We start from the raw sequence: 25,209 nt of genomic DNA, 5'->3' as shown, positions 1-25,209 counted from the left end.
GCGGGGGAGCGCCGCTCAGGGCGCCGGTGGCGGCTCGCCGTGCCAGGACTTCCAGAGCGCGGCGTAGGTTCCGTCGGCCGCCACCAGGGCGTCGTGGGGGCCGAGTTCGGTGAGCCTGCCGTCCTCCATGACCGCGACCCGGTCGGCGTCGTGGGCGGTGTGCAGCCGGTGTGCGATGGCGACGACGGTGCGGCCGTGCAGGACGGCGGCGAGGGCGCGTTCGGTGTGGCGGGCGGCCGCCGGGTCGAGCAGCGCCGTGGCCTCGTCGAGTATCAGGGTGTGCGGGTCGGCGAGGACGACGCGCGCGAGGGCGAGCTGCTGGGCCTGCGCTCCGTGCAGCACCAGGCCGCCGGGGCCCAGCTCGGTGTCGAGGCCGTCGGGGAGGTCCTCGGCCCATGCGGCGCCGACGGTCCGCAGGGCGGAGAGGAGTGCCGCGTCGCCCGCGGACTCCGCGGCGATGCGCAGGTTGTCGCGCACCGAGCCGAGGAAGACGTGGTGTTCCTGGGTGACCAGGACGACCTGCCGGCGCAGCCGCTCGGGGGACAGCTCGGCGATGGGGACGCCGCCCACCGTCACGGTGCCGGAGTCGGGTGCGTCGATGCCTGCGAGGAGCCGGCTCAGCGTGGTCTTGCCCGCACCGGACGGACCGACGACCGCGAGCCGCTCGCCCGGCCGCACCGTCAGATCGACCCCGCGCAGCACGTCGCCGTGACCGTCATAGGCGAAGCGCACGGAGTCGACGTCGATGCGGTCGTCAGCGGGGAGGGCGGTGACGGTGGGTTGTTCCGGGGGGTGTTGTGGCGATCGTTCCGCTCGTGGGGCCGGAAGTCGGTCCCGGCTCCGCTCCTCCGCCGCATCGGCCGTCGCGAGGCCCTCGATGCGGGCGAAGGAGGCGCTGCTGCTCTGCAGGGCCTCGAGCTGCTGGAGGATCGTGTCCAGAGGCTGGGAGAGCTGACGCAGATAGAGCGCCGAGGCCACCACGGTGCCGAGGCTGACGGCTCCGTGGTCGTGCAGCACGCTGCCGATCAGCAGCACCCCGACCACCGGGACGACATACGAGATGTCGATGGCCGGGAAGAGCACCGACCGGAGCCGCAGCGTCCGGGTCCGGGTACGGAGGCACCACGCGATGGCCTCGTCGGCGGCGGCGATGCGGCGACGGCGCAGGCCGAGTGCCTCCACGGTGCGGGCGCCGGACGCGGTGGCCGCGAGTTCCTCGGCGAGCACCGAGTGCGCGGCGCCCTCGTCGAGGTAGGCGGCGGGCGCACGGCGCAGATACCAGCGGGAGGCGAACCAGATGCCGCAGAGGCCGAGCACACCGCAGGCACCGAGCAGCGGCGAGAGGACGAAGACCGCGCCGAGCAGGAACAGCGCCTGGACCGCGGCGACGAGGACATCGGGGCCGGTGTCGCGCAGGGCCAGGCCCGTGGCCGCGACGTCGGTGGTGCCGCGCACGGTCAGGTCGCCCGTGCCGGCGCGCTCGACCGCCGAGGTGGGCAGGGCGAGGGCGCGGTCGAGGAACTGTTCGCGGACCCGGGCGAGGGTGCGTTCGCCGAAGCGGTGCCCGACGAGGCGGGCGTAGCGGGCCAGGACCAGTTGGACGAGGGCGGCCGCGACGATGGCGAGCGCGAGCCGGTCGACCGTGCCCACGCCACCGCCGTCCTTGACGGTGTTGATGATGCGACCGAGCAGCCAGGGGCCGAGGAGCCCGGCGGCCGAGGCGAGGGCGTTGAGGAGGAGAAGGAGGGCGAAGGCGCGGCGGTCCCGGCGGATCAGACGGAGCGCGGCGCGGCGGACCTGACCGGGGCCGGCGACGGGGAGCTGGCCGTCCGCCGCGGGGTCGGGAGCGGGGCGGCGAGTCGCGGAGGTCACCTGGCGATCTCCTGGGGGTACGGGTGCTCGTCGTCCAGCGGCGCACCGGGAGACCCGTCCTCGTCGCTGTCCCCGGCACCGACGCTGCCGGCACCGGCACCGGCACCGGCACCGGGGCCGGGGCCGTGGCCGGTGCCGTGGCTGTCGAGATCGTCCTCGCCCCGCGCGACGAGTCGCCGATATCCGGGCTCCGTGGCGAGCAGGTCGCGGTGGCTGCCGGCGTCGGCCGGGCGGCCGTCGGCAGCCAGGTAGTACACGGTGTCGGCGAGGTCCAGGACGAGAGGGGAGGTGGTGGTGATGAGCGTGGCGCGGTCGGGGCGGCCCGCTCGGGTGGTGCGGATGCGCTGGGCGATGGCCGCCTCTGTGGGGGCGTCCACGGCCGACGTGGGCTCGACCGCCAGGAGGACCTCGGGGTCGGCGAGCAGGGCGCGGGCCAGCCGGACGCGCTGGCGCTGGCCGCCGGAGAGGTTGCGTGCCTGGGCATGGAGGGGCGAGTCGAGCCCGAGGGGCAGGCCGTGGACGATGTCGTCGGCCAGGGCGGCGGCGACGGCTCGGGCGAGCTCGGCGTCGTCCACGTCGTCCGGTTCACGTCGACCCGCGAGAGCGGCACGCAACGTACCGGCGAACACGTCGGCTTCGTTGTCCGCGACCAGGATCGCGTCGCGGACCCGGTCGAGGGGGAGTCCGTCGAGCCGTGCGCCGCCCCACGTGGCGGCGGAGGGGGCGAAGAGGCCGAGCCGGTCGACGACGGCCACGGCGTCGGCGGGGCGCTCGCCGACGAGCGCGGTCAGTCTGCCGGGCACCACCTCGACACCGGACTCCGGATCGAAGAGCGATCCACTGGGCGCCGAGGGTGCCGAGGGCAAGGTTCCTCCGGTCGCCGAACCGGCAGGGCCCGACCCCGCTGCGAAATCCGGCTCCAGCCGCAGGAACGCAACGATCCGGCGGCCCGCGACCACCCCATGGGTGAGGTCGTAGCCGCCCTCGATGAGGGACATGACCGGGACCACGAGGACCGCGACATAGCCGTACACCGCCACCAACTCGCCCACCGTGATGGACCCTTGCGCGGCCATCCGCGCGGCGAGCCACGTCACCGCGGCGAGGAACAGGGCGGGCAGGCCGAGGGCGAGGGCCTGGAGCCGGCTGAGGACCGCGCCCACCCGGTAGCCCTCCTCGACCAGCTCACCGGAGCGCTGCCGGTAGCGGGCGGCGAACACCTCCTTGCCGCCCAGGCCGTTGAGGACGCGCACGCCGCCGACGAGGTCGCTGAAGACGGCGGCGAGGGAGCTCTGCCGTTCCCGGTAGGCGGTCTCCACGCCCTGGAGCCGCCCGAGGAGCGGACCGACCAGGACGGCGAGCAGCGGCACCCCCAGGAGCACCACCACCGCGAGGAGGACCGAGACGGACAGAAGGAGCGCGGCGACCACGCCGTATGCGAGCACCGCACCCACGCCGGGACCGGTGACGGTCAGGGTCTGGCTGACGACCCGGACGTCCCCGCTGCCGATCGTGGCGACCTCGCCGGCCGAGACCTGCCGGGGCAGCGCCGCGCCGAGCCGGGTCGCGTGGTCCACCACCACGCGCACGGTGCGGTAGTACGCGTCCATGCGGATCCGCGTCATGGTGCGGTGCCGCATGATCGACAGCCAGGCGTCGAGCACCCCGACCGCGAACAGGACCGCGACCCAGCCCGCCAGGGCAGTCGAGTCGCCGGGCAGGAGACCGTCGTCGACGGCGCGCGACAGCACGTAGGGAGGCAGCGTCAGACCGACCATCCACAGCGTGCCGTACGCGGCCCCGGCGGCGACGCGGCCCCGTTGCCGGACGGTGAGCCACCACAAGTACCGGAGCGGGCCTCGACGTTCGGGCGCCGGGTCCGCCGGCGGATCGTTGGCCAGGACACTCATCCCCGCACCCTAGCCCGCGCGTCCCGCCCCCCGTCCGGCAGGCCCAGGCCCGACGCAGACAGGCCCAGCGCCGGGAAGTCCGCTCACCCGTGCCATGACCTCCACAGCGCCGCGTACGCCCCGTCCTCGGCCACGAGGCGTTCGTGACCGCCGAGTTCGCTGATCCGGCCGTTCTCGACCACTGCGATGACGTCCGCGTCGTGCGCGGTGTGCAGACGGTGGGCGATGGCCACGACCGTGCGGCCGTCCAGGACCCGGGCGAGGGACCGCTCCAGGTGGCGGGCCGCGCGCGGGTCGAGGAGCGACGTCGCCTCGTCGAGGACCAGCGTGTGGGGGTCGGCCAGGACCAGGCGGGCCAGCGCGATCTGCTGTGCCTGCGCCGGGGTGACGGCGAGGCCGCCCGAGCCCACCTCGGTGTCCAGGCCGTCGTCCAGGGCGCGCGCCCAGCTGTCCGCGTCGACCGCGCCGAGCGCCGCCCACAGCTCGGCGTCCTGGGCGCCCGTCCGCGCGAGCAGCAGGTTGTCGCGCAGGGAGCCGACGAAGACGTGGTGTTCCTGGTTGACCAGGGCCACGTGCGCGCGCACCGACTCCGCGGGCATGTGCGACAACTCCGCGCCACCGAGGGTCACTTGACCGGTGCGTGGCCCGTAGATCCCCGCGAGCAGCCGCCCGAGGGTGGACTTGCCCGCACCGGACGGACCGACCAGCGCGACCCGCGTGCCCGGGGCGACGGCCAGGGACACCTCGCGCAGCACGTCGACGCCCGGCCGGTAACCGAAGTGCACGTCGTCCGCGAGGACGTCGCGCCCGTCGGGGGCCACCGAGGCGTCGCCCGCGTCCGGCTCGATCTCCCGCACGCCGACGAGCCGGGCCAGCGAGACCTGGGCGACCTGCAGCTCGTCGTACCAGCGCAGGATCAGGCCCAGCGGCTCGACGAGCATGATCGCGATGAGCGAGCCCGTCGTGAGCTGGCCCACGTCGATCCAGCCCTGCAGCACGAAGGTCCCGCCGACCATCAGGACCGAGAACAGCACCGTCGTGTGCGTGAAGTTGATGACGGGGAAGAAGACCGACCGGAGGAAGAGCGTGTAGCGCTCCCATCGGACCCATTCGAAGATCCGCCGCTCCGACAGCTCCACGCGCCGCTCGCCGAGGCGGTGCGCCTCCACGGTGCGGCCCGCGTCGACGGTCTCGGCGAGGGCCGCGGCCACGGCGGCGTACCCGGCGGCCTCCGAACGGTACGCGGACGGCGCCCGCTTGAAGTACCAGCGGCAGCCGACGACCAGGAGCGGCACCGCGAGCAGCACGGCGGGCGCCAGCGGCGGCGCGGTCACGGCGAGCCCGGCGAGCAGCAGGCCCGCCCACACCACGCCGATCGCGAGCTGCGGCACCGCCTCCCGCATGGCGTTGGCGAGCCGGTCGATGTCAGTGGTGATCCGCGACAGCAGATCGCCCGTGCCGGCCCGCTCCAGGACGCCCGGCGGCAGCCCCACGGAGCGCACCAGGAAGTCCTCGCGCAGATCCGCCAGCATGCGCTCGCCGAGCATCGCGCCGCGCAGCCGCACCTCGCGTACGAAGACGGCCTGCACGGCCAGCGCGACCGCGAACAGGCCGAGGACGACGCCCAGATGGATGTCCCGGGCGCCGTCGGAGATGTCCTGGACGAGGTCGCCCAGGAGGTACGGGCCGACCATCGAGGCCAGCACCGCCAGCGCGTTGACGCCGATGAGCAGGGCGAAGGCACCGCGGTGCCGCCGGAACAGCTCGCGCACATACGCACGTACCGTCGCGCCCGTGCCCACGGGCAGGGTGGCGGCCGTCGTCGGGGCCGCCGGATCGTACTCCGGTGGCGCCAGGCCGATCATGCGGACTCCTCGATGTCGATGTCGATGTCGGGGCGGTCGGGGCGGTCGGTGCGGCCGACCCGCTGGCTCACGGGGACCTTCCGGCCGTCCCCGTCCCCGGCCCCGGCCCCGTCGTCCTCGGGCTCGGGCTCGCGCGTCACCACCGCCCGGTACCGCGGTTCGCTGTGCACCAGTTGGCGGTGTTCGCCCACCGCGGCGACCTCGCCGTCGTGGACGAAGACGACGCGTTCGGCCTGGTCCAGGAGGAGCGGCGACGACGTCAGGACGACGGTCGTGCGGCCCTCGCGCAGCTGCCGCAGCCCCTTCGCGATGCGCGCCTCTGTGTGCGCGTCCACGGCGGACGTGGGCTCGTCGAGCACCAGCGCCTCCGGGTCCGTGACCAGCGAGCGGGCCAGCGCGAGCCGTTGGCGCTGGCCGCCGGACAGGGACCGGCCGCGCTCCGTGAGCGGGGCGTTCATGGGGTCGTCGTCCAACGACGCCTGCGCGAGCGCGTCGAGGACGTCGGCGCACTGCGCCGCGGACAAGGCTGCCTCGGCGCTGACGGCACCGGACGCCGGTACGTCGAGGACCTCCCGCAGCGTCCCGGAGAGCAGCACCGGGTCCTTGTCCTGGACCAGGACGGCCGTGCGCGCCGTGTCCAGCGGCAGCCCGTCGAGCGGCACCCCGCCGAGCCGGACCGACGGCAGGTCCCGCGCGCCGTCGTCCGCCGGGTGTCCGCCGAGCCGCTCCGCGAGCAGCCCCGCCGCGTCCGGATCGCCGCACACCACCGCCGTGAGAAACCCCGACGGGGCGAGCAGCCCCGTCGCCGGGTCGTACAGGTCCCCGGTCGGGGCGTCCACGTCCACCGCTACGTCCGCGACGGCCTCACCCTCTGAAGCCTCCGGGGCATCCGGGGCATCCGGGGCATCCAGGGACCTCGGGGCCGCTGGGGCCTCCGGCACGCTCCGCTCCAGCGCGAGCACCCGGGCTGCGCGCTTCGCGGAGGGCCGCGAGAACGCCCATGCCATGCAAATCTCCTCAAAATGCCGCAAAGGGTAGTTGAGGATGGTGATCGCGCTGTAGACGGTGACGAGTTCGCCGACCGTGATCCGCCCCTCCCGCGCCAGGTTCACGCCGTGCCAGAGCAGGGCGATGAGCATGAGCCCGGGCATCAGCACCTGCACCGCCGAGATGGCGGCCCACATCCGGGCGCTGCGCACCGCGGCCGCCCGCACTTCCTGCGACGCGCTCCGGTAGCGGTCGAGGAAGAGCTCCTCGCCGCCGATGCCGCGCAGCACCCGCAGGCCCGCGACGGTGTCCGAGGCGAGCTCGGTGGCGCGCCCCGCCTTCTCGCGCTGGAAGTCGGCGCGCCGCGTCGCGCGGGGCAGCAGCGGCAGGGCGGCGAGCGCCATGACCGGCAGGCCGATCGCGACGACGAGGCCGAGCGAGGGCACGTACACGAGCAGCCCCACGCAGACCACGACGACCGTGAGCGCGGCGGCGGTGAAGCGCGACACCGCCTCCACGAACCAGCCGATCCGCTCGACGTCGCCCGTCGACACGGCGACCAGTTCACCGGCGGCGACCTTGCGCGTCAGCGCGGAGCCGAGCTGTGCGGTCCTGCGGGCGAGCAGCTGCTGGACGCGGGCGGCCGCCGTGATCCAGTTGGTGACGGCGGTGCGGTGCAGCATCGTGTCGCCGAGCGCGATGCCCACGCCGCACAGCAGGATCAGCCCGCCGCCGAGCGCGAGCCGCCCGCCGGAGCCGTCCAGGACGGCGTCGACGGAGAAGCCCACGACGTACGGGAGCACGGCGATGGACAGGAAGTGCAGCAGCCCCCAGGACAGGGACTTGAGCTGACCGCCGAGTTGGTTCCGGCCGAGCCAGAGCAGGAACCGGGGGCCCGAGCGAGCGTCCGGCTCGCCCGGGTCGGTATACGGAAGATCGCGAATCTGCATGACGTCCCAGAAATCGGCATGACGGACTGGCCGCAGCGGACCTCGAGCGGTCGTCCGGCGGTCGGAGCGCGGTAACGAATGGTGAAAGGTTCGCGTCGCTGAGTGGTCCGGGGCAAACGGTTTTCCGTCGGGAGGCAAAGAATCGGCCCCCTTGTGCCCGCCCGGCCGGGGCCCGGCCGGGAACTGTGGGACCGGGTGCGACCATGGACCGCATGCGAATAGCCGGTGCTGTGCGAACGGTGGCCGTGGCGGCGGCCTGCTCCTTCCTCCTGACGTCCTGCGGGAGTTCGGGCGACGGCGGCGGGTCCAAGGACGACGAGGGTGGATCGGGTTCCGGCCACACCGACGGGCGCGCCGCCGACCTCAAGCGCATCCCGGACGTCGGCGACCGGCTCCAGTCGAAGATCCCGAAGAACACGCGCCAGGTCGTCGCGGTCTACGGCGACGGCGAGAACGCGACCACATCCACCGTCGTCCTCTATACGAAGACCGGTTCCGAGAAGACCGGCTCCGCGAAGAACGGCGACGCGACCGACACCACCGACGCCACCTGGAAGAAGACCCGCAGCTGGCCCGCGCACAACGGCAAGCGGGGCTGGACCACCGCCCACCACGAGAACGACAAGCGCAGCCCCGTCGGCGTCTTCACCCTCTCGGACGCGGGCGGCGTGCTCGCCGACCCGGGCGCGAAGCTCCCGTACTCCCGCAGCGCCTCCATCCAGGCCCCGCACTACTGGCCCAAGTCCCACTGGCACGACTTCGACTACGTCATCGCCATCGACTACAACCGCGCCAAGGGCACCCCGCCCAACGACCCCACCCGCCCTCAGGGCCAGGAAAAGGGCGGCAGCATCTGGCTGCACATGGACCACGGCAGCGGCACGTCGGGCTGTGTCAGCCTCTCCAAGTCCGGCATGGAGTACCTGCTCACGACGCTCGACCCCAAGCTGCACCCGGTCGTCGTGATGGGGGACAGGGCCGCGCTCAAGGCGTGAGCCGCGCGGCATCCAGCGGTACCGGTATCGACCGGCATCAGTAGGCGTGGCGCAGCCGCGGCCACAGCACCGACCACCGGGTGGCCGGTCCTCCGGCACACAGCACGACGGCCGCACCCTGCTCCTCGTTGTCGATGCCGTGGCCGTTGTCGACCCGGGCGACGGTGCGGCAGCCGGTGAAGTGCCGCTCGATGCCGGAGGCGTCGGCCTGCCGGACGAGCAGGACGGGCCCGGTCGCGGAGTCCGGCGGCGGACCCCAGTCGGCGTAGCTCATGTGGCCGGAGTACGGGGCGGGCAGTCCGCGCGCGGGGCCGTAGCGCTCCAGGGCGCCCGCCTCCCCGTAGTTGCTGGTGAAGAGCACGGCGCGGGTGCGGTCGGGCGCCGGGATGCGGGCCCAGCCCTGCCGTGCGGCGTCGGCGAGTTCGGGCCAGCCCAGCTGCTCGCCCTGCTCCTGGTTGAGCGCCATCGGCACGGCGAGGTCGTCCGGTGCCAGGACCGGCAGGGTGATCGCGGCGTTGACGGCGGCCGAGAGGGCGACGGCAGCAGCGAGCAGCACCCGGCGCCGTCGCACCCGGCCGGGCCCCGCCCTGTTGAGCCCCGCCCGCCCGCGCCCCGCCCACCGCAGCACGGGCTCGCACCCCGCGGCGAGCAGCACGACCAGCAGCGGCACCGTGTAGTACCCCTTGCCGCCGACGGCCAGGACGACGGCGCACAGCAGCGGGTACGCCACCGCGAAGGCCCGTGCCCACCGCAGCTCCGGGTCACGCCACAGCCGACGCCACCCGGCGACCCACACCGGCACGAACAGCGGGGAGAGATAGATCAGTTGCTGCGGTACGAGCAGGGCGCGGTTCTCCGCTCCGTCCGCCCCGCTGATGCCACGGGCCACCGTGAACTGCGGCCAGCCGTGGGCCGCCTGCCACACCAGGTTCGGCGCGGCCGTCGCCAGCGCCAGCACGCAACCGGCGGCGAACCAGCGGTCGCGCAGCACCGCGCGCGGCCCCACCCAGCCGATCGACGCGAGCAGCACGGCCACGAGCAGCACCACGAGGTACTTGTTCTCGAGGCCGATCCCCGCGGTGACGCCGGCCACCGGCCACCACCGCCCGTCCCGGGTCCGCAGGACCCGCAGGACCAGCCAGCTCACCACCACCCACACCAGCAGGTCGAACGTCGCCGTGGACACCATGTGCCCCACCGCGAGCACCTGCCCGCCCAGCGCCACGAGCGTGGCCGCGAGCAGTTGGGCGCCGCGGCCACCGCCCAACTCCCGTGCCACCAGGGCGACCACGAGCACGGTGGCGCACGCGGCGAGGGTCGCGCAGACCCGCAGCCCGACGAGGCTGTCCCCGAACATGGCGGTGGAGCCGCGTGCCAGCAGTGGGGTGAGCGGTGGCTGGTCGACGTAGCCCCAGGCCAGGCGCCGTCCCGCGGCGAGGAAGTACAACTCGTCGCGGTGGTACCCGTACCGGGCCGACAGGAGGGTCAGCACCCCCGCGTACAGGCCGACGAGGCACCACACGGGCCGCCACGCGAGCGTCGGCGGCCCGCAGCGCACCGCGCCACCGCCCCGGGGCACCGGTACCGCGCCCCGCACCGCGCCCTGCGTCCGGTCCCCGTCCGCGTTCATCCGGTGCCCCCCCCGCCCCGTCCGGCCAGTCCGGCCATGCCCCGCACGCAGCCGCCGATGGCCCGGGAGCGTACTGACGGCACGGCAACCGGTCGAGAGCTCCCGGAGCCTCGCGCCGACGGGCCATCCCGCCTGACGGCCCATCGCGCCTGACGGCCCATCGCGCCTGACGGCCCATCGCGCCTGACAGGTCATCGAGCCGAGAGGCCATTGCGCCGAGCACGCCCCGCACCGTAGAACTCCGGCCATGAAGAGACGCGTCATGTCCATGCAGGCCGGAGCGATCCTCGCGGCGGCCGCCCCCGCGGCGGCCGCCGTACCCCACGCGGCCGCTGCACCCGCCGCGGCCGCTGCACCCGGCGCCCCCGCCGGCGGGCGGCCCGATGTCCCCGCCGAGTTCGGCACCGACTGGCACGACCCCGTCACCGCCGCCCCGCCCGTGCCGAAGCCGCACACCAAGTCCTGTGAAGTGACGCTCGCCGAGGCCGAGTTCCGTGACTTCACGCCCTACCAGGGCAGCTACACACCGCCCACCGCCTGCGGGCACGGCCGCTGGGGCAAGGTGGTGCTGCGTCTCGACGGCAAGGTGAAGGGGCGCCAGTTCGACCGGCTCGGCTATCTGCGCGTCGGCGGCGTCGAGGTCTTCCGCACCTCCACGCCCGAGCCGTCGCCCGACGGGATCACCTGGTCCGTGGAGAAGGACGTCACCCGCTACAGCGCGACGCTCCGCCGCGACCAGCCCGTTGAGATGCTCATCGGGAACGTCGTCGACGACACATACACGGGCGTCATCGACGTGAAGGCCACGCTCACGTTCTACGCGCCTGAGCGCAGCAAGCCGTCGTCGTCCTCCTCCGCGACCGTCCCCGACCAGGTCCTGCCCCTCTCCGACAACACCGTCACCACCCCGCGCAACAGCGAACGCCTCATCGCCGAGGTCTACGCCACCGGATCCGGCGGCGGCTGCGAGGAGTACTGGTATCTGACGGTGCCCGACGCGGCGCCGTACTCGTGCAAGGCGGCGGACGGGCCCTACCGCGAGGTGCAGATCAGCGTCGACGGCCAACTCGCCGGTATCGCGACGCCGTTCCCGACCGTGTGGACCGGCGGCTGGTCCAACCCCTTCCTCTGGTACGTGATTCCGGGCCCGCGCGCCTTCGACATCAAGCCCGTCGAGTACGACCTCACGCACTTCGCCGGGCTCCTCAACGACGGCCGCCCGCACCGCATCGACGTCTCCGTCGTCGGGGTGCCGAAGGGGCAGGCCGGGTGGAGCACGCCGGTCAACATCCTCGCGTGGCAGGACGAGAAGAGCGCCCACGTGACCGGCGCGCTCACCCGCCATGACGCGGGCGGGCTCACCAACAAGACGTCCTACACGCCCGGTTCACCCGGCACCGAGCACCGCCTCGACACCCGGGGCGGCCACCGCCTCACCGTCTCCGGATACGTCGACACCTCGCACGGCCGCGTCACCACGACCGTGACCCGCGAGCTCGCCCACACCTCCGCGCACCGCTGGACCGACGGCGAGTCCAAGGACGCGCTCACGGCCGAGTGGACCGACCGCGAGCGGATCACCGGCGGCGGGCGCACCACCCGCACCCACCGCACGTACACCATGGACGGCACCACCACGCTCGGCGCGGGCGACCGGCTGCGCACCGTCCTCGGCCTCGGCGACCGGGCCGAGACGGTGACGTCCGCGCACGGGCGGCGCCCCAACAGGACGGTCCTGGACGACCGTTACGCGGGCGACGCCACGTACACGGCCGATGTGCCGCGCGACCAGCGGCACGCGGTCGGCACCTCGCGGGAGCGCTACCGGCTGCTCACCGACCGGGGCTGCTGCGACCGCGGCATCGCCACCGCGCAGGGAACCCTGACGGAGGACCGGCACCGCTGCTGAGCGGGCGGTCAAGTGGCGTGACGTGACGGAGGGCTGGTCCCCGTACCGTTCGCGGTACGGGGACCAGCCCGCCATCCCTCACGGCTCCTGCGGCTTCTCCGAGTCCATGCCGGGCCGGGACTTCTTCCACAGCCCACGCGTGAAGTCCGGGATCTCCTGCGGCGCGCCCTTCGCCTTGATCGAGGCGTGGCTCAGCGGCACCGGCGAGGTCCAGGTCGCGGCGTCGTACACGTCGAAGTCCGGCACCAGGCCGAGGCGCATGCACTGCATCAGGCGGAACACCAGCATGTAGTCCATGCCGCCGTGCCCGCCGGGCGGGTTGGCGTGCTCCTTCCACAACCAGTGGTCGAAATCGGTGTACTTGGCGAAGTCGCCCCACTCGTCGTCCGCGTGGTCGGGCTCGATGTAGATGCGCTCGGGATAGTCCTCGAAGACGCCCTTCGTGCCGCCGAGGCTGTTGATCCGGGAGTAGGGGTGCGGGGTGCTGACATCGTGTTCGAGGCGGATGACGCGGCCCTTCGCCGTCTGCACCAGGCTGATGGTGCGGTCGCTCTCGATGTATGTCTCCTTCCAGCTCGGGTCGCCCGCGGGCATGTGCGCCTTGCGGTACTCGGCGAGGCCGAGCGAGGGCGTGCCGAAGCTGGAGATGTGCGTGACGCGGTCGCCGCGGTTGACGTCCATGTAGTTGGCGACCGGGCCGAAGCCGTGGTTGGGGTAGAGGTCGCCGCGCAGCCGGGTGTGCCACAGGCGGCGCCACGGACCCTCGTAGTAGTCCGGGTCGAACATGAGCCCGCGCAGGTCGTGGTTGTAGGCGCCCGCGCCGTGGAGGAGGTCGCCGAACTTGCCCGCGTGGGCCATGCGCAGGACCCGCATCTCGTTCTTGCCGTAACAGCAGTTCTCCAGCTGCATGCAGTGTCTGCGGGTGCGCTCGGAGAGGTTCACCAGCTCCCACAGCTGGTCCAGCTGGAGCGCGATGGGACACTCCACGCCGACGTGCTTGCCGCCCAGCATCGCCGTCCTGGCCATCTCGAAGTGCCAGTCCCAGGGCGTGGCCACGTAGACGAAGTCGATGTCGCCGCGCTTGCACAGGTTCTCGAAGTCGTGCTCGCCGTTGGTGTACGTCGCCGGGGCGGGCTGGCCCGCGTCCGTCACCTTCTTCGCGGCGGCCGCCGTCTTCTCCTTGACCGGGTCGCACAGCGCGACGACCCGCACCCCCGGCTGCACCAGGAACAGGTCGATCATGCCGCCGCCGCGGTTGCCGAGCCCGACGATGCCGACCCGCACGGTGGAGCGGCGCTCGAAGGGGACGCCGATCATGGTCTTGCCCTGCCGGGCGGGCGCGGCACCCGCCGCTGCCGCGCCCGCCGCCTCTGACCCGCCCGCCGCCGCGGGCGTCGCGTCGGCGGCGTGCGCCGTCGTGGCGGAGAAGGCGCCGAGCCCGATGCCCGCTCCGGCCGCCAGGCCCGCCGAGCGCAGGACCGTGCGGCGGGAGGCGCCGGACGCCTCCTCGGGGGCGGGGGAGCCGTTGTTCTCGTCAGGTACCGGTGTCGCGTTCTCGTCGTGCATCGGACCTCCGTCGTCGTGGTCTCTACCACTGGGCGGAAGTCACCCTGGTGCGGGTACGTGCGTGATGCAAGAGGCCGAAGTGGCCAGGGAGTTGGACTTTTCAGCCCGCGGGAGGCGTCGCCCCGCGGGACGCTCACCCTGTGGGACGCGTGGCTCAGCCCGCGGGACGCGTGGCCCGCTCCAGCTCGATGAGCACCGAGTAGTAGCCGCGCCCCGTCGCGTGGTCCATGCCCACCTCGCACATGCGGTTCGCCGAGAGGTGCGCGTCGAAGTCCCGCGCCGTCACCTCCGCGGCCTCCTTGCGCGTGGCGGACTCGGTGAGCTCCTTGTGGAGCATCCCCCGGTCCCCGGCGAAGCCGCAGCACTTGGCGCTGTCCGGCACCACGACCTCGTCCGCGCACGCCTGAGCGACGGCCCGCAGCTGGGCCGTGTCGCCGAGGTGCTCCATGGAGCAGGTGGGGTGCAGGACGGCCGAGCGGGCCGTGCGGTGCACCGTGAGGCGGGGGAGCAGCTCCTCGGCGGCCCAGACGAGGGAGTCGACGATCGTCAGCTCGGCGTGCAACTCCTTGTTGGCGTCGGTGAGATAGGGCACCACCTCGTGGGCGATGCCGAGCGTGCAGGACGAGGCGTCCACGACCAGCGGAAGGCGGCCGCCCGCCGTCCAGCCCCAGGCGGCCTCCACGATCCGGTTGGCCATCACGGCGTTGCCCCGGTCGTAGCCCTTGGAGTGCCAGATCGTCGCGCAGCACGTCCCCGCGACGTCTTCCGGGATCCACACCGGCCTGCCCGCGCGCGCGGAGACGGCGACCACGGCCTGCGGCAGGGTGCGGTCCCCGGGGCTCGCGAAGATGCGGTTGACGCACGCCGGGTAGTAGACGGCCGCGGCCCCCACCCGCGAGGTGCCCGGCAGCTTCCGCCGTGCCGCGCCCGGCACCTGCGCCAGCCACTCCGGTACGAGGTCGGGGCGCACCGCCTTGCGGGCGGCCCGGGTCACGGCGGTGAGCAGCCGGTCGCTGATCTTGTCGGCGGCGGCCACGGCCAGCCGCGCCGAGGCTTCGACCGCCTTGAAGTTACGGGCCGCCAGGGCGGCCACCTGCTCCTCGCGCGCGGTGTGCCGCGCGTGCCGGAAGCCCTTCATGTACGCGCCCGTGTCGATGCCGACGGGACAGGCCAGCTTGCAGGTGGAGTCGCCCGCGCAGGTGTCCACGGCGTCGTACCCGTACGCCTCGACCAGCCCCTCCTGGACCGGGGAGCCGTCCGCCTGGCGCATCATCTCGCGGCGCAGCACGATGCGTTGGCGCGGCGTGGTGGTCAGGTCCTCGCTGGGACAGGTCGGTTCGCAGAAGCCGCACTCGATGCACGGGTCCGCGATCGGCTCGACCTTCGGGATGGTCTTCAGACCGCGCAGATGCGCCTGGGGGTCGCGGTCCAGGACGATGCGCGGCGCGAGCACCCCGTCCGGGTCGATGACCTGCTTCGTGCGCCACATCAACTCCGTTGCGCGCGGCCCCCATTCGAGCTCCAGGAACGGCGCGATGTTGCGGCCGGTGGCGTGCTCGGCCTTCAGGGAGCCGTCGAACCGCTCGACGGTCAGCCGGCAGAAGTCGTCCATGAACGCCGCGTACCGCTCCACGTCCGCGGGCAGCCCCGCGTCGAACGCCAGCAGGAAGTGGAGGTTGCCGTGCGCCGCATGACCGGCCACCGCCGCGTCGAAGCCGTGCCGCGTCTGCAGCTCCAGCAGAGCCTGGCAGGCGTCGGCGAGCCGCGCGGGTGGCACCGCGAAGTCCTCGGTGATCAGCGTCGTCCCCGAGGGCCGCGAACCGCCGACCGCCGTCACGAACGCCTTCCGCGCCTTCCAGTAGCCCGCGATCGCCTTCGCCTCGCGCGTGAACGCGTTGGTCACCGACGCGACGGGCGCGACGAGTTCGAGCCGCTCCACGACCCCGGCCGCCGTCTGCTCGTACGCCTCCTGCCGCGCCTCGTCCGGAGCCCGGAACTCCACGAGCAGCGCCGCGGTCTCCTTGGGCAGCCGCGCCCAGTCCTGCGGTACGCCCTGGACGCTCACCGACGCGCGCAGCGTGTTGCCGTCCATCAACTCCACGGCGAGGGCGCCCGCTTCGTTGAAGAGCGGGACGGCGGCAGCGGCGGCGGGCAGCGACGGGAAGAACAACAGCGCGGTCGAGACGTGCCGGTCCAGCGGCAGCGTGTCGAAGACGACCTCCGAGATGAACCCGAACGTCCCCTCCGAGCCCACCATCAGGCCGCGCAGGATCTCCACGGGCGTGGCCCCGTCCAGGAACGCGTCCAGCCGGTAGCCGTTGGTGTTCTTGATCTCGTACTTCGCGCGGATGCGTGCGACGAGCTCAGGGTCGGCCTCGATCTCCCGCTTGATCTCCGACAGGCCCGCGCACAGGGCGGGTTCGGCGTGCGCCAGCTGCTCGTCCGCGTCCGGCTCGCCCGTGTCGACGACCGTCCCCGACGGCAGGACGAAGGTCAGTGAGGCCACGGTCCGGTACGAGTTGCGGGTGGTGCCCGCCGTCATCCCCGAGGCGTTGTTGGCGACGACGCCGCCGATGGTGCAGGCGATGGCGCTCGCCGGGTCGGGGCCGAGCACGCGCCCGTACCGGGCGAGCGTCGCATTGGCCCGCACCACGGTCGTGCCGGGCCCGATCCGCGCCCGCTCACCGTCGCCGAGCACCTCGACGCCGGCCCAGTGCTTGCGTACGTCGACGAGGATGTCCTCGCCCTGCGCCTGCCCGTTCAGCGAGGTGCCCGCGGCACGGAAGACGACCTCGCGGCCCTTGCCGTGCGCGTACGACAGGACCGCCGAGACGTCGTCGATGTCCTCGGCCACCACCACGACGCGCGGCACGAAGCGGTAGGGGCTGGCATCGGACGCGTACCGCACGAGGTCCGAGACCTTCGTGAGGACCTTCTCCGCGCCGAGCAGCTCGGTCAGCTCCGTGCGCAGCGGCTCCGGGGTGCCCGGGGCCTGCGCGTCCGGGACCCGGTCGGGGGCCGGGTCGTGTCCGGGGCGGACGGCGGGACGCAGTGCTTCGGGGTCGGGCTCCAGCAGCGGCATGGCCTCTCCACGGGTCCTCGGGTCCTCGGTCGAAGGGCGGCGTCAGCAGCGACGGTCTTCCGGCACGTCGAGCAGCGCGTTCAGCAGGCCGCCCAACTGCTCGCGCTGCTGGGCGTCCAATGGAGCCAGGATGTCCTGTACGGCGGCCCGGCGCGCGCTGCGCAGCTCCCGCAGCGCCTCCCGGCCCTCCTCCGTGAGCTCGATCCGCACCACCCGGCGGTTGTTCGGATCGGGCGCCCGGCGCACCCGCCCGCCCGCCTCGAGCCCGTCGACCAGCGTCGTCACCGCCCGCGGCACCACTTCGAGGCGCTGCGCGAGGTCGGCCATGCGGGGTGGCTCGCTGTAGTGCGCGAGGGTCCGGAGCAGCCGGGACTGCGCCGGGGTGATGGCGAGCTGCGAGTGCTCCAGGTGGCGCTTCTGGATGCGGTGCATCCGGCGGGTGAGGCGCAGCAGCTGCTCGGCGAGCTGGCCGTCGGCGTCGGCGGGGGGAGTCGGAGGGGGCGGGGGAGTCGGGCCCGGAGTCATGGAGGGAGAATAACAGGACCTTGCTCACTGTGAGTGTAGGTAACAGTGAGTCATGCTCTTAAAGCGTCGGGGCGGCGACGAGGGAAGCGGCCGCCGGGTGGCATGGTCCCAGGAAGACGGCGATGCCCCGCCCGCCGGGGGAGGGGTGGGTGACCTGGGTCCAGCCCCGGCGGCGATAGAAGGCGAGGGCGCGGGGCGAGCGGACCGAGGTCAGCAGCCAGCAGCGGCCGCCGGGCGCTCCGGCGGCGACGGCGTCGAGCAACGCCGCGGCCACACCACTGCCCTGGGCGGCGGGCCGGACGGCGAGCTCGTCGATCTCGCGCGCGCCGCACAGCCACCGCGCGGTGCGCTCGGCGCCGAGCGGCGCGGCGGCCTGGGGGTAGCAGCGGTCGGCGGGGAAGGGAGTGCGGGTGGTCCAGGCGGTGGCGAACCCGACAACGTGCCCTTCCCGCACGGCGGTTGCGGCGGTGAAGCCGGGCCGGGCCGCCTGCTCCGGGAGGCGCTCGGCGAACGCCTGGGCGGCGCGTTCGTCCTCGTTCCAGGGCGGGGCGCAGAAGGCGTCGGCGTAGACGGACCGCAAGGCGTCGGTGTGCGCGAGGAGTTCGGCACCGGTGAGGACGCGGATGTCGGCGCCGGTGCGGAGGTGGGTGTCGGCCTTCCTCGTGTCGGCCTTCCTCGTGTCGGCCTTCCTCGTGTCGGTCCCCGTCCCGTCGCCGCCTGTCCTGTCGCCGCCCGCCGTGTCGCGGCTCGTCACGCCGCCGCCCGCGCCGCGGCGACCGGGTGCAGGGCGGCGCGTTCGAGGGGCGCCGAGGGGTCGATCGACACGTCCAGCGGCGCGGGTTCGGCCCCGGCCCGCACCAGCAGGTCGCCGACGGCCGCGATCATGGCGCCGTTGTCCGTGCACAGCCGCAGCGGCGGTACGCGCAGCGCGATGCCCGCCGCGCGGCAGCGCTCCTCGGCCAGTGACCGCACCCGCGAGTTGGCGGCGACGCCACCGACCACGACGAGCGTCCCCACCCCGTGCTCCGCGCAGGCGGCGACGGCCTTGCGGGTCAGCGCGTCGGCGACGGCCTCCTGCAGCGACGCGGCCCCGTCCGCCACCGGCAGCGCGCCCCCGGCGTGCCCCTCGGCCCAGCGCGCGGCGGCGGTCTTCAGCCCTGAGAAGGAGAAGTCGTACGAGCCGGGCAGCGGCCGCGGAAAGCCGACGGCCCGCGGATCGCCGTCCCGCGCCGCCCGGTCGATGGCCGGGCCCCCGGGATACGGCAGCCCGAAGACCCGCGCCACCTTGTCGAAGCACTCGCCCGCCGCGTCGTCGAGGGTGTCCCCGAGGTGCGTGATCGGGTCCCGGGCGAGGTCGCGGACGAGCAGCAGCGAGGTGTGGCCCCCGGACACGATCAGCACCATGCACGGGTCGGGGAGCGGCCCGTGCTCCAGCGTGTCGGCGGCGACATGGCCGGCGAGGTGGTGGACGCCGTACAGCGGCACGCCCAGCGCGTAGGCGAGCCCCTTGGCCCCGGCGAGCCCGATCTGCAGCGCACCGGACAGCCCCGGCCCGGTGGTCACGGCGACGGCGCCGATGTCGCAGAGCCCCAACCCGGCCTCGTCCAGCGCCTGTTGAACCACCGGCCGCAGCGCGTGCAGATGTGCCCGGGCCGCGATCTCGGGAACGACGCCTCCGTAACGGGCGTGCGCATCCATGCTCGACGCCACGGCGTGCCCGAGCAGCCGCCCGTCGCGCACGAGCCCCGCGCCGGTCTCGTCGCAGGACGACTCGATGCCCAGGACGACCGGGGGCTTCACCACTGCTCACCTCTTACTGCCATGTTCTTGTTATTGCGAACAGTGTGCAATAAGAGCGGGCGACATCACCACCCGTATGGCGGGGACACGTCATGCCGTCGACCGGGAACGGCTCCTTGCGTCGACCGGTCGTCCGGCCGTCGGCGACGAGAGGGTCCCTTCAGGGGCCCATGGCGAAAGGTCACCGCATGCGCAAAGTACTTGCCGGTATCACGGTCACGGCAATGGGTGTTCTCGGACTGACGGTCACGGCGGCGACGGCGCACGCCGACACCCCGGGCGTGGTCGTGTGCAAGGAGGTCAAGGCCATCTCCGGCCTGAAGGGCGCCTATGAGGCGCACTCCTGCTCCGGGGTTCCGGGCACCTATCAGCCCGGAGATCTCATCACCGGCAAGCCCGGCAGCGTGCAGGAGTACCGGTGCCTGACGGTCGACGCCCGTGACCTCAAGGCCGTCGGCGCCCTGGGCTGTGTGCCGAAGCCCGGCGTGCCCGCGACCACGATGCCGGTCCCGGCCGTGAAGTAGGCCGGCCGGGCCGGTCGGGCCGAGCCGGGCAGCTGTCGGCCCGGTCCGGTCCGGGTGGTTCCTGGGCTGTCAGACCTCGACCTGGATCTCCACCTCGACCGGTGCGTCCAGGGGGAGGACCGCGACGCCGACCGCGCTGCGGGCGTGGACGCCCGCGTCGGCGAAGGCGGTGCCGAGCAGTTCACTGGCGCCGTTGACGACGCCCGGCTGGCCCGTGAAGTCGGGGGCGCTGGCCACGAAGCCGACGACCTTCACGACGCGCTTGACGGCCGAGAGGTCGCCGACGACGGACTTCACGGCCGCCAGCGCGTTGAGGGCGCAGCGCTGGGCCAGCTCCTCGGCCTGCTCCGGGGTGACCTCCGCGCCGACCTTTCCGGTCAGCGGGAGGGCTCCGTCGACCAGGGGCAGCTGGCCGGAGGTGAAGACGTACGAGCCGTTGCGTACCGCCGGGACGTACACGGCGACGGGCGCGGGGGTCGGCGGCAGCTCCAGGCCGGCGGCGGTCAGGCGGGCTTCGGGGGTGGTCATGTCTCTCCTTGAGGGGGCGGGGCTCGGGACGGGGCTGGGGGGATGGGTAACGGGCGGTCGGATCAGGTGAGTTCGCCCGTGAGCAGGAAGCGCTCCATGCGCTCCTGGTACGGGGTGATGTCGATGCCCTGCCCGGCGAGCCAGGCGTCCGAGTAGTACTTGTCCAGGTAGCGCTCGCCCGGGTCGCACAGCAGCGTGACCACGCTGCCCTCCTCGCCGCGGGCGCGCATCTCGGAGACGAGGCGGGCGGCCGCCCACACGTTGGTGCCGGTGGAGGCCCCGCACTTGCGGCCGAGGAGCCGTTCCAGCACCCGGATCGTGGCGATGGACGCGGCGTCCGGCACGCGCATCATGCGGTCGACGGCGCCCGCGATGAAGCTCGGCTCCACGCGCTGCCGGCCGATGCCCTCGATGCGGGAGCCCACCCCGGTGGTGGCCGCGGGGTCCTGGCTGCGCCAGCCGTCGAAGAAGGCGGAGTTCTCCGGGTCGGCGACGCAGATGCCGGTCGCCCGCTGCGTGTAGTGGACGTAGCGGGCGAGGGTCGCGGAGGTGCCGCCAGTGCCGGCCGCGGCGACGATCCAGGACGGCTCGGGGTGCCGCTCCCCGGCCAGCTGGCGGAAGATCGAGTCGGCTATGTTGCTGTTGCCGCGCCAGTCGGTGGCCCGCTCTGCGTACGTGAACTGGTCCATGTAGTGGCCGCCGGTCTCGGCGGCGAGGCGCGCGGACACCTCGTACACCTCGCACGGGTTGTCCACCAAGTGGCAGGTGCCGCCGTGGAATTCGATCAGGTCGATCTTCGAGCGGGCGGTCGACTTGGCCATCACCGCGATGAACGGCACGCCGATGAGCTTCGCGAAGTACGCCTCGGAGACGGCCGTCGAACCGCTGGACGCCTCGACGACCGGCTTCCCGGGGCGGACCCAGCCGTTGCACAGGGCGTACAGGAACAGGGAGCGGGCCAGTCGGTGCTTGAGGCTGCCGGTCGGGTGCGTCGACTCGTCCTTGAGGTAGAGGTCCACGCCCCACTCGGTGGGCAGGGGCACGGTCAACAGGTGGGTGTCGGCCGAGCGGTTGCTGTCGGCCTGGACCTTGCGGACGGCCTCGCGCAGCCAGGCGCGGTACGCCGGGTCGTAGCGGTCGATGTCCAGCTCGAGGCCGGTGGTGTCGAGGGTCTCCGGGTCGGCCGGGACCTGAGGGGCGATGGTCATGGGTGACTCCAGGGCAGAAGGGGCGAGTTGGTGTCCGGCAACGGCTTCGCGGCTCAGGCGAAGGGGCCGAGCCAGCGCAGCAGCGCGAGGGCGACGACGCCGACGCCGACGGTGGCGTACATGTTCTTGGTGCGCCAGGCGACCAGGACGGTGGGCACCGCGGCGAGCAACAGGGGGTTGGAGAGGGAGAGTCGGAGGGCGTTGCCGTCGGTGTCCGGGGTGCACAGCGACGGCAGGATCAGCGTGGCGAGCACGGCGGGCGGCACGTAGTTCATCCAGCGCAGCACCCCCGCGGGGATGGTGACGCGCCCGGCCAGGAAGAGCGGCGCGCAGCGCACGGCGTAGGTGACGGCGGTCATGCCGCCCAGGATGAGAAGCAGGTCGGTGGTGCTCATGAGGGGCACTCCATGGTCGATGCGTTCGCTACGTTCGATGCGTTCGATGCGTCGCCGTGGTCCGCCGCCTCGCCCGGATCCGCCTCGGCCCGAGCGCAGGGCGTCGCGGGGCCGAGCGTCTTGTTCTCCCAGACGAGACCGGCCGTCGCGGCCACCACCGTCGGCACGATCACGGCCCACAGCGGCAGACCGGCGCTGGTCATGGCGACCGCGAGGACCCCGGCGAGCGCGGCGACGACCAGCTCCCTGCGGCCCTTGACCAGGACGGCGAGCAGCGCGATGAACATCGCCGTCTGGGAGAAGTCCAGGCCGAGCGCCTTGCTGTCGGGAATGAGCCCGGCGGCGACGGTGCCCAGGGCGGTGGAGCCCGCCCAGGCTGCGTGGATCAGGAAATTGAATATCCGGCACTCACCCGCCGAGCGGTCGCGCTTCGCGAATTCCGTGGAGTGCACCGCGAATGCCTCGTCGGTCAGCTGCCAGGCGAATCCCAGTTTGTCGCGGGTCTTCCAGTCGCTGGTCCTTGGCGCCATGGTGAGCGAGTAGAGGGCGTGCCGGAGATTGACGAGAAAGGTCGTGAAGACGATCGACACGGGCGACGCCCCGACCTGCAGCGGGCCGAGCGCCGCGAACTGGGAGGACCCCGCGAAGACGATGCCGGACATCGCGATCGCCGCCCAGGCAGGGACTCCGAAGGTGGGGGCCAGCACACCGAAGGCGAAGGACACCGGCAGATAGCCGAGCATCACGGGGCCCGCCGCGGTCACGGCGGCACGCCAGTCGGAGACGTCCACGTCCGCGTCCGCGTCCACGTGCCGCACCAATGTCTGAGCCATGGTCCCAACCTCTCCGTCGGTTCCTTACGGAATTCATGCTAGGAACCGGAAAAGCGGGAATTGAGCGGCAAAGGTCCCGGCCCGTCAAGCTCTTCGAGAGGGGTACCGCAAGTTTCAGTAATGCGATGGAAATGCTTGGGGTGCGGCAAAGAAGTGCTTTGAGGGGGGAGGTGTGTCAGGCGTCCTGGGGGAAGGTGGACGACTCGGTGAGGGACACCGCGAGCCCCAGCTGCTGGATCATGGCGCTCACGGCCGGCACCGCGTCGAGCCCCGGCAGCGTCACCGCCAGCACCCGCCGGTGCAGCGCGGGCTCGACCAGCAGTGCGCGCACCCCGGGCGGCAGCCCGCCGAGCAGGGCCAGCTCCGGTACGAGGGCGACGCCGAGCCCCTCCGCCACGAGACCCGCGACGGCCGGATTGTCGTCCGTCGCGTACCCGATGTCCGGGTGGAACCCGGCTTCCTTGCAGGCGTCCACCAAGTGCCCGCGGCACTGGGGGCACCCGGCGATCCAGCTCTCGTCCTTGAGCTCCTCGAGGCGGAGCGGCTCGGTGCGCGCCGTCCCGGACAGCCGGTGGCCGGGCGGCAGCAGCACCCGCATGCGCTCGGTGAGCAGCGGGTGCGTGCTGAGGTCCGCGACGTCGGTCGGCCCGCTGCTCCCGCACCTGCCGTCGGCCACCGCGTCGGCGCGCCCGGGGTAGTCGAAGACGAGCGCCACTTCGCAGTCGCCGCCCCGCAACAGGCCGAGCGCCTCCAGCGGTTCGGCCTCGACGAGGGTGACGCGCAGCTCCGGGTGGGCGCGGCGGGTCAGCGAGATCGCCTTCGGGACGAGCAGCGAACAGGCGCTGGGAAACGCGGTCACCCGCACCCGCCCCGCCTGCAGCCCCGCGAGCGCCTGGATCTCCGCCTCCGCCGTGTTCAGCGCGCCGAGAATGGTGGCGGCGTGCCGGCACAGCGACTCGCCCGCCTCGGTGAGCTGCATCTGCCGCCCGGAACGCACGATCAGCGGAGTGCCGAGGGCCCGCTCCATCGCCTTGATCTGCTGGCTGATCGCGGGCTGGGTGTAGCCGAGCTGCCGGGCCGCCGCAGAGAAGGAGCCACTCCGGGCAACCGCCCGAAAGATGGTCAACTGTCGCATTTCGATCACGGGCCCACCGTACGCCCGCGTGCCGCGCCGCCCGCTCGTCTTGCCGGTCCGGCCTTGGCCTTGAACGATGGCCGGATGGGATTCGAGGAGCTGCACGAGCGGGGCCGGGACACCTTCGCCGGGCTGATTCCCGGCGGCAAGGAGCAGCTCGACGCGATCATGCGGGCCGCGCCCGCGCTCGGCGAGATGGCCGTGGGCGCGGTCTACGGGCATCTGCACCACCGGCCCGCCCTCGACCCCCGGATGCGCGAGGCCGCCGCCCTGGCCGCGATCCTCGCCTCCGGCATGTACGAGCGGCCGCTGGCCGTACACCTGCGCACGGGTCTCGCGGCGGGGCTCGCGCCCGGCGAGATCGCCGAAGTCCTGCTGGAGACCGCGGCGTTCGCCGGCTTCCCCCGCGCCGTCTCGGCGCTCCCCACGATCGAGGCCGCCTTCCGGGGCGCGGACGTACCACTCCCGCCGCCGCCCGCCCCGCGCGAGGTCGCCCTCGCGCACCTCGAGGCCGAGGGTATCGCCGCGGACGGGGCGAAGGTGGTGGCGGTCGGCCCGGACGAGGTCGTCGTCGTGTTCACCGCCGAAGAGGCGGAAGAGGCGGAAGTGACAGAAAAGGCGGAGGAAGGTGGAGCGCCCACGCGGGTGCCCTCACGGGTGCCCGCACGAGTGCTCCACCTCCGGATCGACGGCGACAGGGTGGCGGGCGTGACGTGGCTGACGCCGTAGTCCCCGTCACAGGACGGCGCCGTAGCCGGCGTCACATGACGGTGCCGGAGCCGAAAGGCCCGCATCGCGCGGCGAGTTGGCAACCGACGACAACGCCGCAGATCGGCGTGGAACAGCTCGCGACCGCGGCAAGATCCGCCGGACAGGTCCTATCGGACCCGGTACACCTCGCCCGTCTGCGCGCCCTCGACCGAGCGGACGTACGCCGTCGCGACGCGGGCCGCGGGGACCGGCTCCATGCCGACGAAGAACGGCCCGTACGCGGGCAGGGACTCCTCGGTCACCGTCGGGCTGACCGCGTTGATCCGCTGCGGCGGGAGCTCGATCGCGGCGGCCCGTACGAACGCCTCGACCGCGCCGTTCGCCGCCGAAGCCGCCGCCCCGGCCACGATCGGCTCCTCGGTGAGGACGCCGCTGATCAGCGTGAACGAGCCCGTCGGGGCCACGTGGGCGGCGCCCTGGCGGACCAGCTCCAGCTGGCTGAGCGCCTTGCCGCGGAACGTCGCCGCGAAGTCGTCGGCGGTCAGCTCGGACAGCGGGCGGAACACGGCGTCGCCCGCCGCGACCGCCACCGCGTCCAGCGGACCCGCCTGCGCGTACAGGCGCGACACCGCTGCCGGGTCGGAGACGTCGGCCACCAGGTCGCCGCCCGTGCGGCCCACCCCGATCACCTCGTGCCCGCACTCCGTGAGCGCCTTGTGCACCGCGCTGCCCAGCGTGCCGCCCGCGCCGACCAGAAGAATCCTCATCCCACACACCCGCCGTT

The 25,209-nt window shown here is 73.3% G+C and carries 20 protein-coding genes; 4 read left to right on the top strand and 16 right to left on the bottom strand.

Features of this window, described 5'->3' with window-relative positions:
* Window positions 1–15: 15 nt before the first annotated feature.
* From ACFWYM_RS09540 to ACFWYM_RS09525, 4 genes are all read right to left on the bottom strand, one after another.
* The gene (locus ACFWYM_RS09540) at window positions 16–1,872 is read right to left on the bottom strand and encodes an ABC transporter ATP-binding protein (RefSeq protein WP_384832591.1); all 1,857 of its coding nucleotides are present in this window, start codon (window positions 1,870–1,872) and stop codon (window positions 16–18) included.
* Complete coding sequence (locus tag ACFWYM_RS09535; RefSeq protein ID WP_384832588.1) at window positions 1,869–3,782, bottom strand: ABC transporter transmembrane domain-containing protein; 1,914 nt, start codon at window positions 3,780–3,782, stop codon at window positions 1,869–1,871. Before ACFWYM_RS09535 ends, ACFWYM_RS09540 begins: the two co-directional genes overlap by 4 nt.
* An 83-nt stretch (window positions 3,783–3,865) precedes the next feature.
* Window positions 3,866–5,647, bottom strand: coding sequence for an ABC transporter ATP-binding protein (locus ACFWYM_RS09530; RefSeq protein ID WP_384832585.1), 1,782 nt, complete (start codon window positions 5,645–5,647; stop codon window positions 3,866–3,868).
* Entirely contained in the window at window positions 5,644–7,584 is a 1,941-nt protein-coding gene (locus ACFWYM_RS09525; protein ID WP_384832582.1) for an ABC transporter transmembrane domain-containing protein, read from the bottom strand. Before ACFWYM_RS09525 ends, ACFWYM_RS09530 begins: the two co-directional genes overlap by 4 nt.
* 212 nt (window positions 7,585–7,796) lie before the next feature.
* Between ACFWYM_RS09525 and ACFWYM_RS09520 the strand changes: the two genes are divergently transcribed.
* Window positions 7,797–8,579, top strand: coding sequence for a L,D-transpeptidase family protein (locus ACFWYM_RS09520; RefSeq protein WP_384832743.1), 783 nt, complete (start codon window positions 7,797–7,799; stop codon window positions 8,577–8,579).
* A 37-nt stretch (window positions 8,580–8,616) separates the two neighbouring features.
* On the opposite strand, the gene ACFWYM_RS09515 is transcribed toward ACFWYM_RS09520, so the two are convergent.
* The gene (locus ACFWYM_RS09515) at window positions 8,617–10,209 is read right to left on the bottom strand and encodes an ArnT family glycosyltransferase (RefSeq protein WP_384832579.1); all 1,593 of its coding nucleotides are present in this window, start codon (window positions 10,207–10,209) and stop codon (window positions 8,617–8,619) included.
* Window positions 10,210–10,456: 247 nt separating this feature from the next.
* Here ACFWYM_RS09515 and ACFWYM_RS09510 point away from each other — a divergent pair, with 247 nt between their 5' ends.
* A complete protein-coding gene (locus tag ACFWYM_RS09510; protein ID WP_384832577.1) occupies window positions 10,457–12,118 on the top strand; it encodes a peptide-N4-asparagine amidase in 1,662 nt (553 codons plus the stop codon).
* 78 nt (window positions 12,119–12,196) lie between these two features.
* On the opposite strand, the gene ACFWYM_RS09505 is transcribed toward ACFWYM_RS09510, so the two are convergent.
* The 5 genes from ACFWYM_RS09505 to tsaD form a co-directional block, all read right to left on the bottom strand.
* The gene (locus ACFWYM_RS09505) at window positions 12,197–13,684 is read right to left on the bottom strand and encodes a Gfo/Idh/MocA family protein (protein ID WP_384832574.1); all 1,488 of its coding nucleotides are present in this window, start codon (window positions 13,682–13,684) and stop codon (window positions 12,197–12,199) included.
* 154 nt (window positions 13,685–13,838) lie between these two features.
* Window positions 13,839–16,766, bottom strand: coding sequence for an FAD-binding and (Fe-S)-binding domain-containing protein (locus ACFWYM_RS09500; protein WP_384832571.1), 2,928 nt, complete (start codon window positions 16,764–16,766; stop codon window positions 13,839–13,841).
* Window positions 16,767–16,808: 42 nt separating this feature from the next.
* On the bottom strand, window positions 16,809–17,291 hold the full coding sequence (locus tag ACFWYM_RS09495) for a MarR family winged helix-turn-helix transcriptional regulator (protein WP_384832568.1): 483 nt from the start codon (window positions 17,289–17,291) through the stop codon (window positions 16,809–16,811).
* 58 nt (window positions 17,292–17,349) lie between these two features.
* Window positions 17,350–17,916: a GNAT family N-acetyltransferase gene (locus ACFWYM_RS09490; protein ID WP_384832740.1), complete on the bottom strand. Its 567-nt coding sequence runs from the start codon at window positions 17,914–17,916 to the stop codon at window positions 17,350–17,352.
* A 125-nt stretch (window positions 17,917–18,041) separates the two neighbouring features.
* Window positions 18,042–19,091 carry a tRNA (adenosine(37)-N6)-threonylcarbamoyltransferase complex transferase subunit TsaD gene (tsaD, locus tag ACFWYM_RS09485; protein WP_384832565.1) on the bottom strand — a complete coding sequence of 350 codons (1,050 nt, stop codon included), beginning with the start codon at window positions 19,089–19,091 and terminating at the stop codon, window positions 18,042–18,044.
* Window positions 19,092–19,279: 188 nt separating this feature from the next.
* Between tsaD and ACFWYM_RS09480 the strand changes: the two genes are divergently transcribed.
* Window positions 19,280–19,615, top strand: coding sequence for a hypothetical protein (locus ACFWYM_RS09480; RefSeq protein WP_384832562.1), 336 nt, complete (start codon window positions 19,280–19,282; stop codon window positions 19,613–19,615).
* A gap of 69 nt (window positions 19,616–19,684) precedes the next feature.
* Here the strand turns inward: ACFWYM_RS09480 and ACFWYM_RS09475 are convergent, their stop codons facing one another.
* From ACFWYM_RS09475 to ACFWYM_RS09455, 5 genes are all read right to left on the bottom strand, one after another.
* Window positions 19,685–20,143 carry a RidA family protein gene (locus tag ACFWYM_RS09475; RefSeq protein ID WP_384832559.1) on the bottom strand — a complete coding sequence of 153 codons (459 nt, stop codon included), beginning with the start codon at window positions 20,141–20,143 and terminating at the stop codon, window positions 19,685–19,687.
* A gap of 62 nt (window positions 20,144–20,205) precedes the next feature.
* Window positions 20,206–21,351, bottom strand: coding sequence for a PLP-dependent cysteine synthase family protein (locus tag ACFWYM_RS09470; RefSeq protein WP_384832556.1), 1,146 nt, complete (start codon window positions 21,349–21,351; stop codon window positions 20,206–20,208).
* Window positions 21,352–21,404: 53 nt separating this feature from the next.
* Complete coding sequence (locus ACFWYM_RS09465; protein WP_384832553.1) at window positions 21,405–21,746, bottom strand: AzlD domain-containing protein; 342 nt, start codon at window positions 21,744–21,746, stop codon at window positions 21,405–21,407.
* Window positions 21,743–22,579 carry an AzlC family ABC transporter permease gene (locus tag ACFWYM_RS09460; protein ID WP_384832550.1) on the bottom strand — a complete coding sequence of 279 codons (837 nt, stop codon included), beginning with the start codon at window positions 22,577–22,579 and terminating at the stop codon, window positions 21,743–21,745. Before ACFWYM_RS09460 ends, ACFWYM_RS09465 begins: the two co-directional genes overlap by 4 nt.
* Window positions 22,580–22,754: 175 nt before the next feature.
* On the bottom strand, window positions 22,755–23,723 hold the full coding sequence (locus ACFWYM_RS09455; protein ID WP_384832547.1) for a LysR family transcriptional regulator: 969 nt from the start codon (window positions 23,721–23,723) through the stop codon (window positions 22,755–22,757).
* Between the two features lie 75 nt (window positions 23,724–23,798).
* On the opposite strand from ACFWYM_RS09455, the gene ACFWYM_RS09450 reads away from it, so the two are divergent.
* Complete coding sequence (locus ACFWYM_RS09450) at window positions 23,799–24,443, top strand: carboxymuconolactone decarboxylase family protein (protein WP_384832544.1); 645 nt, start codon at window positions 23,799–23,801, stop codon at window positions 24,441–24,443.
* Between the two features lie 149 nt (window positions 24,444–24,592).
* Here ACFWYM_RS09450 and ACFWYM_RS09445 read toward each other — a convergent pair whose 3' ends face one another.
* Window positions 24,593–25,192, bottom strand: a complete 600-nt coding sequence (locus tag ACFWYM_RS09445; RefSeq protein WP_384832541.1) for a short chain dehydrogenase — start codon at window positions 25,190–25,192, stop codon at window positions 24,593–24,595.
* Window positions 25,193–25,209: the final 17 nt, after the last annotated feature.

This window comes from Streptomyces sp. NPDC059009 (genome assembly GCF_042740175.1).
Lineage (GTDB): Bacteria > Actinomycetota > Actinomycetes > Streptomycetales > Streptomycetaceae > Streptomyces.
The sequence above is the reverse complement of the archived record's forward strand: the minus strand, read 5'-3'. Positions and strand labels throughout refer to the sequence as shown.

Coding starts and splice junctions, on each gene's coding strand:
- ACFWYM_RS09475 (WP_384832559.1), bottom strand. CDS start 20,143: ATGACCACCCCCGAAGCCCGCCTGACCGCCGCCGGCCTGGAGCTGCCG.
- ACFWYM_RS09470 (WP_384832556.1), bottom strand. CDS start 21,351: ATGACCATCGCCCCTCAGGTCCCGGCCGACCCGGAGACCCTCGACACC.
- ACFWYM_RS09535 (WP_384832588.1), bottom strand. CDS start 3,782: ATGAGTGTCCTGGCCAACGATCCGCCGGCGGACCCGGCGCCCGAACGT.
- ACFWYM_RS09480 (WP_384832562.1), top strand. CDS start 19,280: ATGCGCAAAGTACTTGCCGGTATCACGGTCACGGCAATGGGTGTTCTC.
- ACFWYM_RS09515 (WP_384832579.1), bottom strand. CDS start 10,209: ATGAACGCGGACGGGGACCGGACGCAGGGCGCGGTGCGGGGCGCGGTA.
- ACFWYM_RS09525 (WP_384832582.1), bottom strand. CDS start 7,584: ATGCAGATTCGCGATCTTCCGTATACCGACCCGGGCGAGCCGGACGCT.
- ACFWYM_RS09495 (WP_384832568.1), bottom strand. CDS start 17,291: ATGACTCCGGGCCCGACTCCCCCGCCCCCTCCGACTCCCCCCGCCGAC.
- ACFWYM_RS09530 (WP_384832585.1), bottom strand. CDS start 5,647: ATGATCGGCCTGGCGCCACCGGAGTACGATCCGGCGGCCCCGACGACG.
- ACFWYM_RS09460 (WP_384832550.1), bottom strand. CDS start 22,579: ATGGCTCAGACATTGGTGCGGCACGTGGACGCGGACGCGGACGTGGAC.
- ACFWYM_RS09505 (WP_384832574.1), bottom strand. CDS start 13,684: ATGCACGACGAGAACGCGACACCGGTACCTGACGAGAACAACGGCTCC.
- ACFWYM_RS09520 (WP_384832743.1), top strand. CDS start 7,797: ATGCGAATAGCCGGTGCTGTGCGAACGGTGGCCGTGGCGGCGGCCTGC.
- ACFWYM_RS09510 (WP_384832577.1), top strand. CDS start 10,457: ATGAAGAGACGCGTCATGTCCATGCAGGCCGGAGCGATCCTCGCGGCG.
- ACFWYM_RS09450 (WP_384832544.1), top strand. CDS start 23,799: ATGGGATTCGAGGAGCTGCACGAGCGGGGCCGGGACACCTTCGCCGGG.
- ACFWYM_RS09465 (WP_384832553.1), bottom strand. CDS start 21,746: ATGAGCACCACCGACCTGCTTCTCATCCTGGGCGGCATGACCGCCGTC.
- ACFWYM_RS09500 (WP_384832571.1), bottom strand. CDS start 16,766: ATGCCGCTGCTGGAGCCCGACCCCGAAGCACTGCGTCCCGCCGTCCGC.
- ACFWYM_RS09445 (WP_384832541.1), bottom strand. CDS start 25,192: ATGAGGATTCTTCTGGTCGGCGCGGGCGGCACGCTGGGCAGCGCGGTG.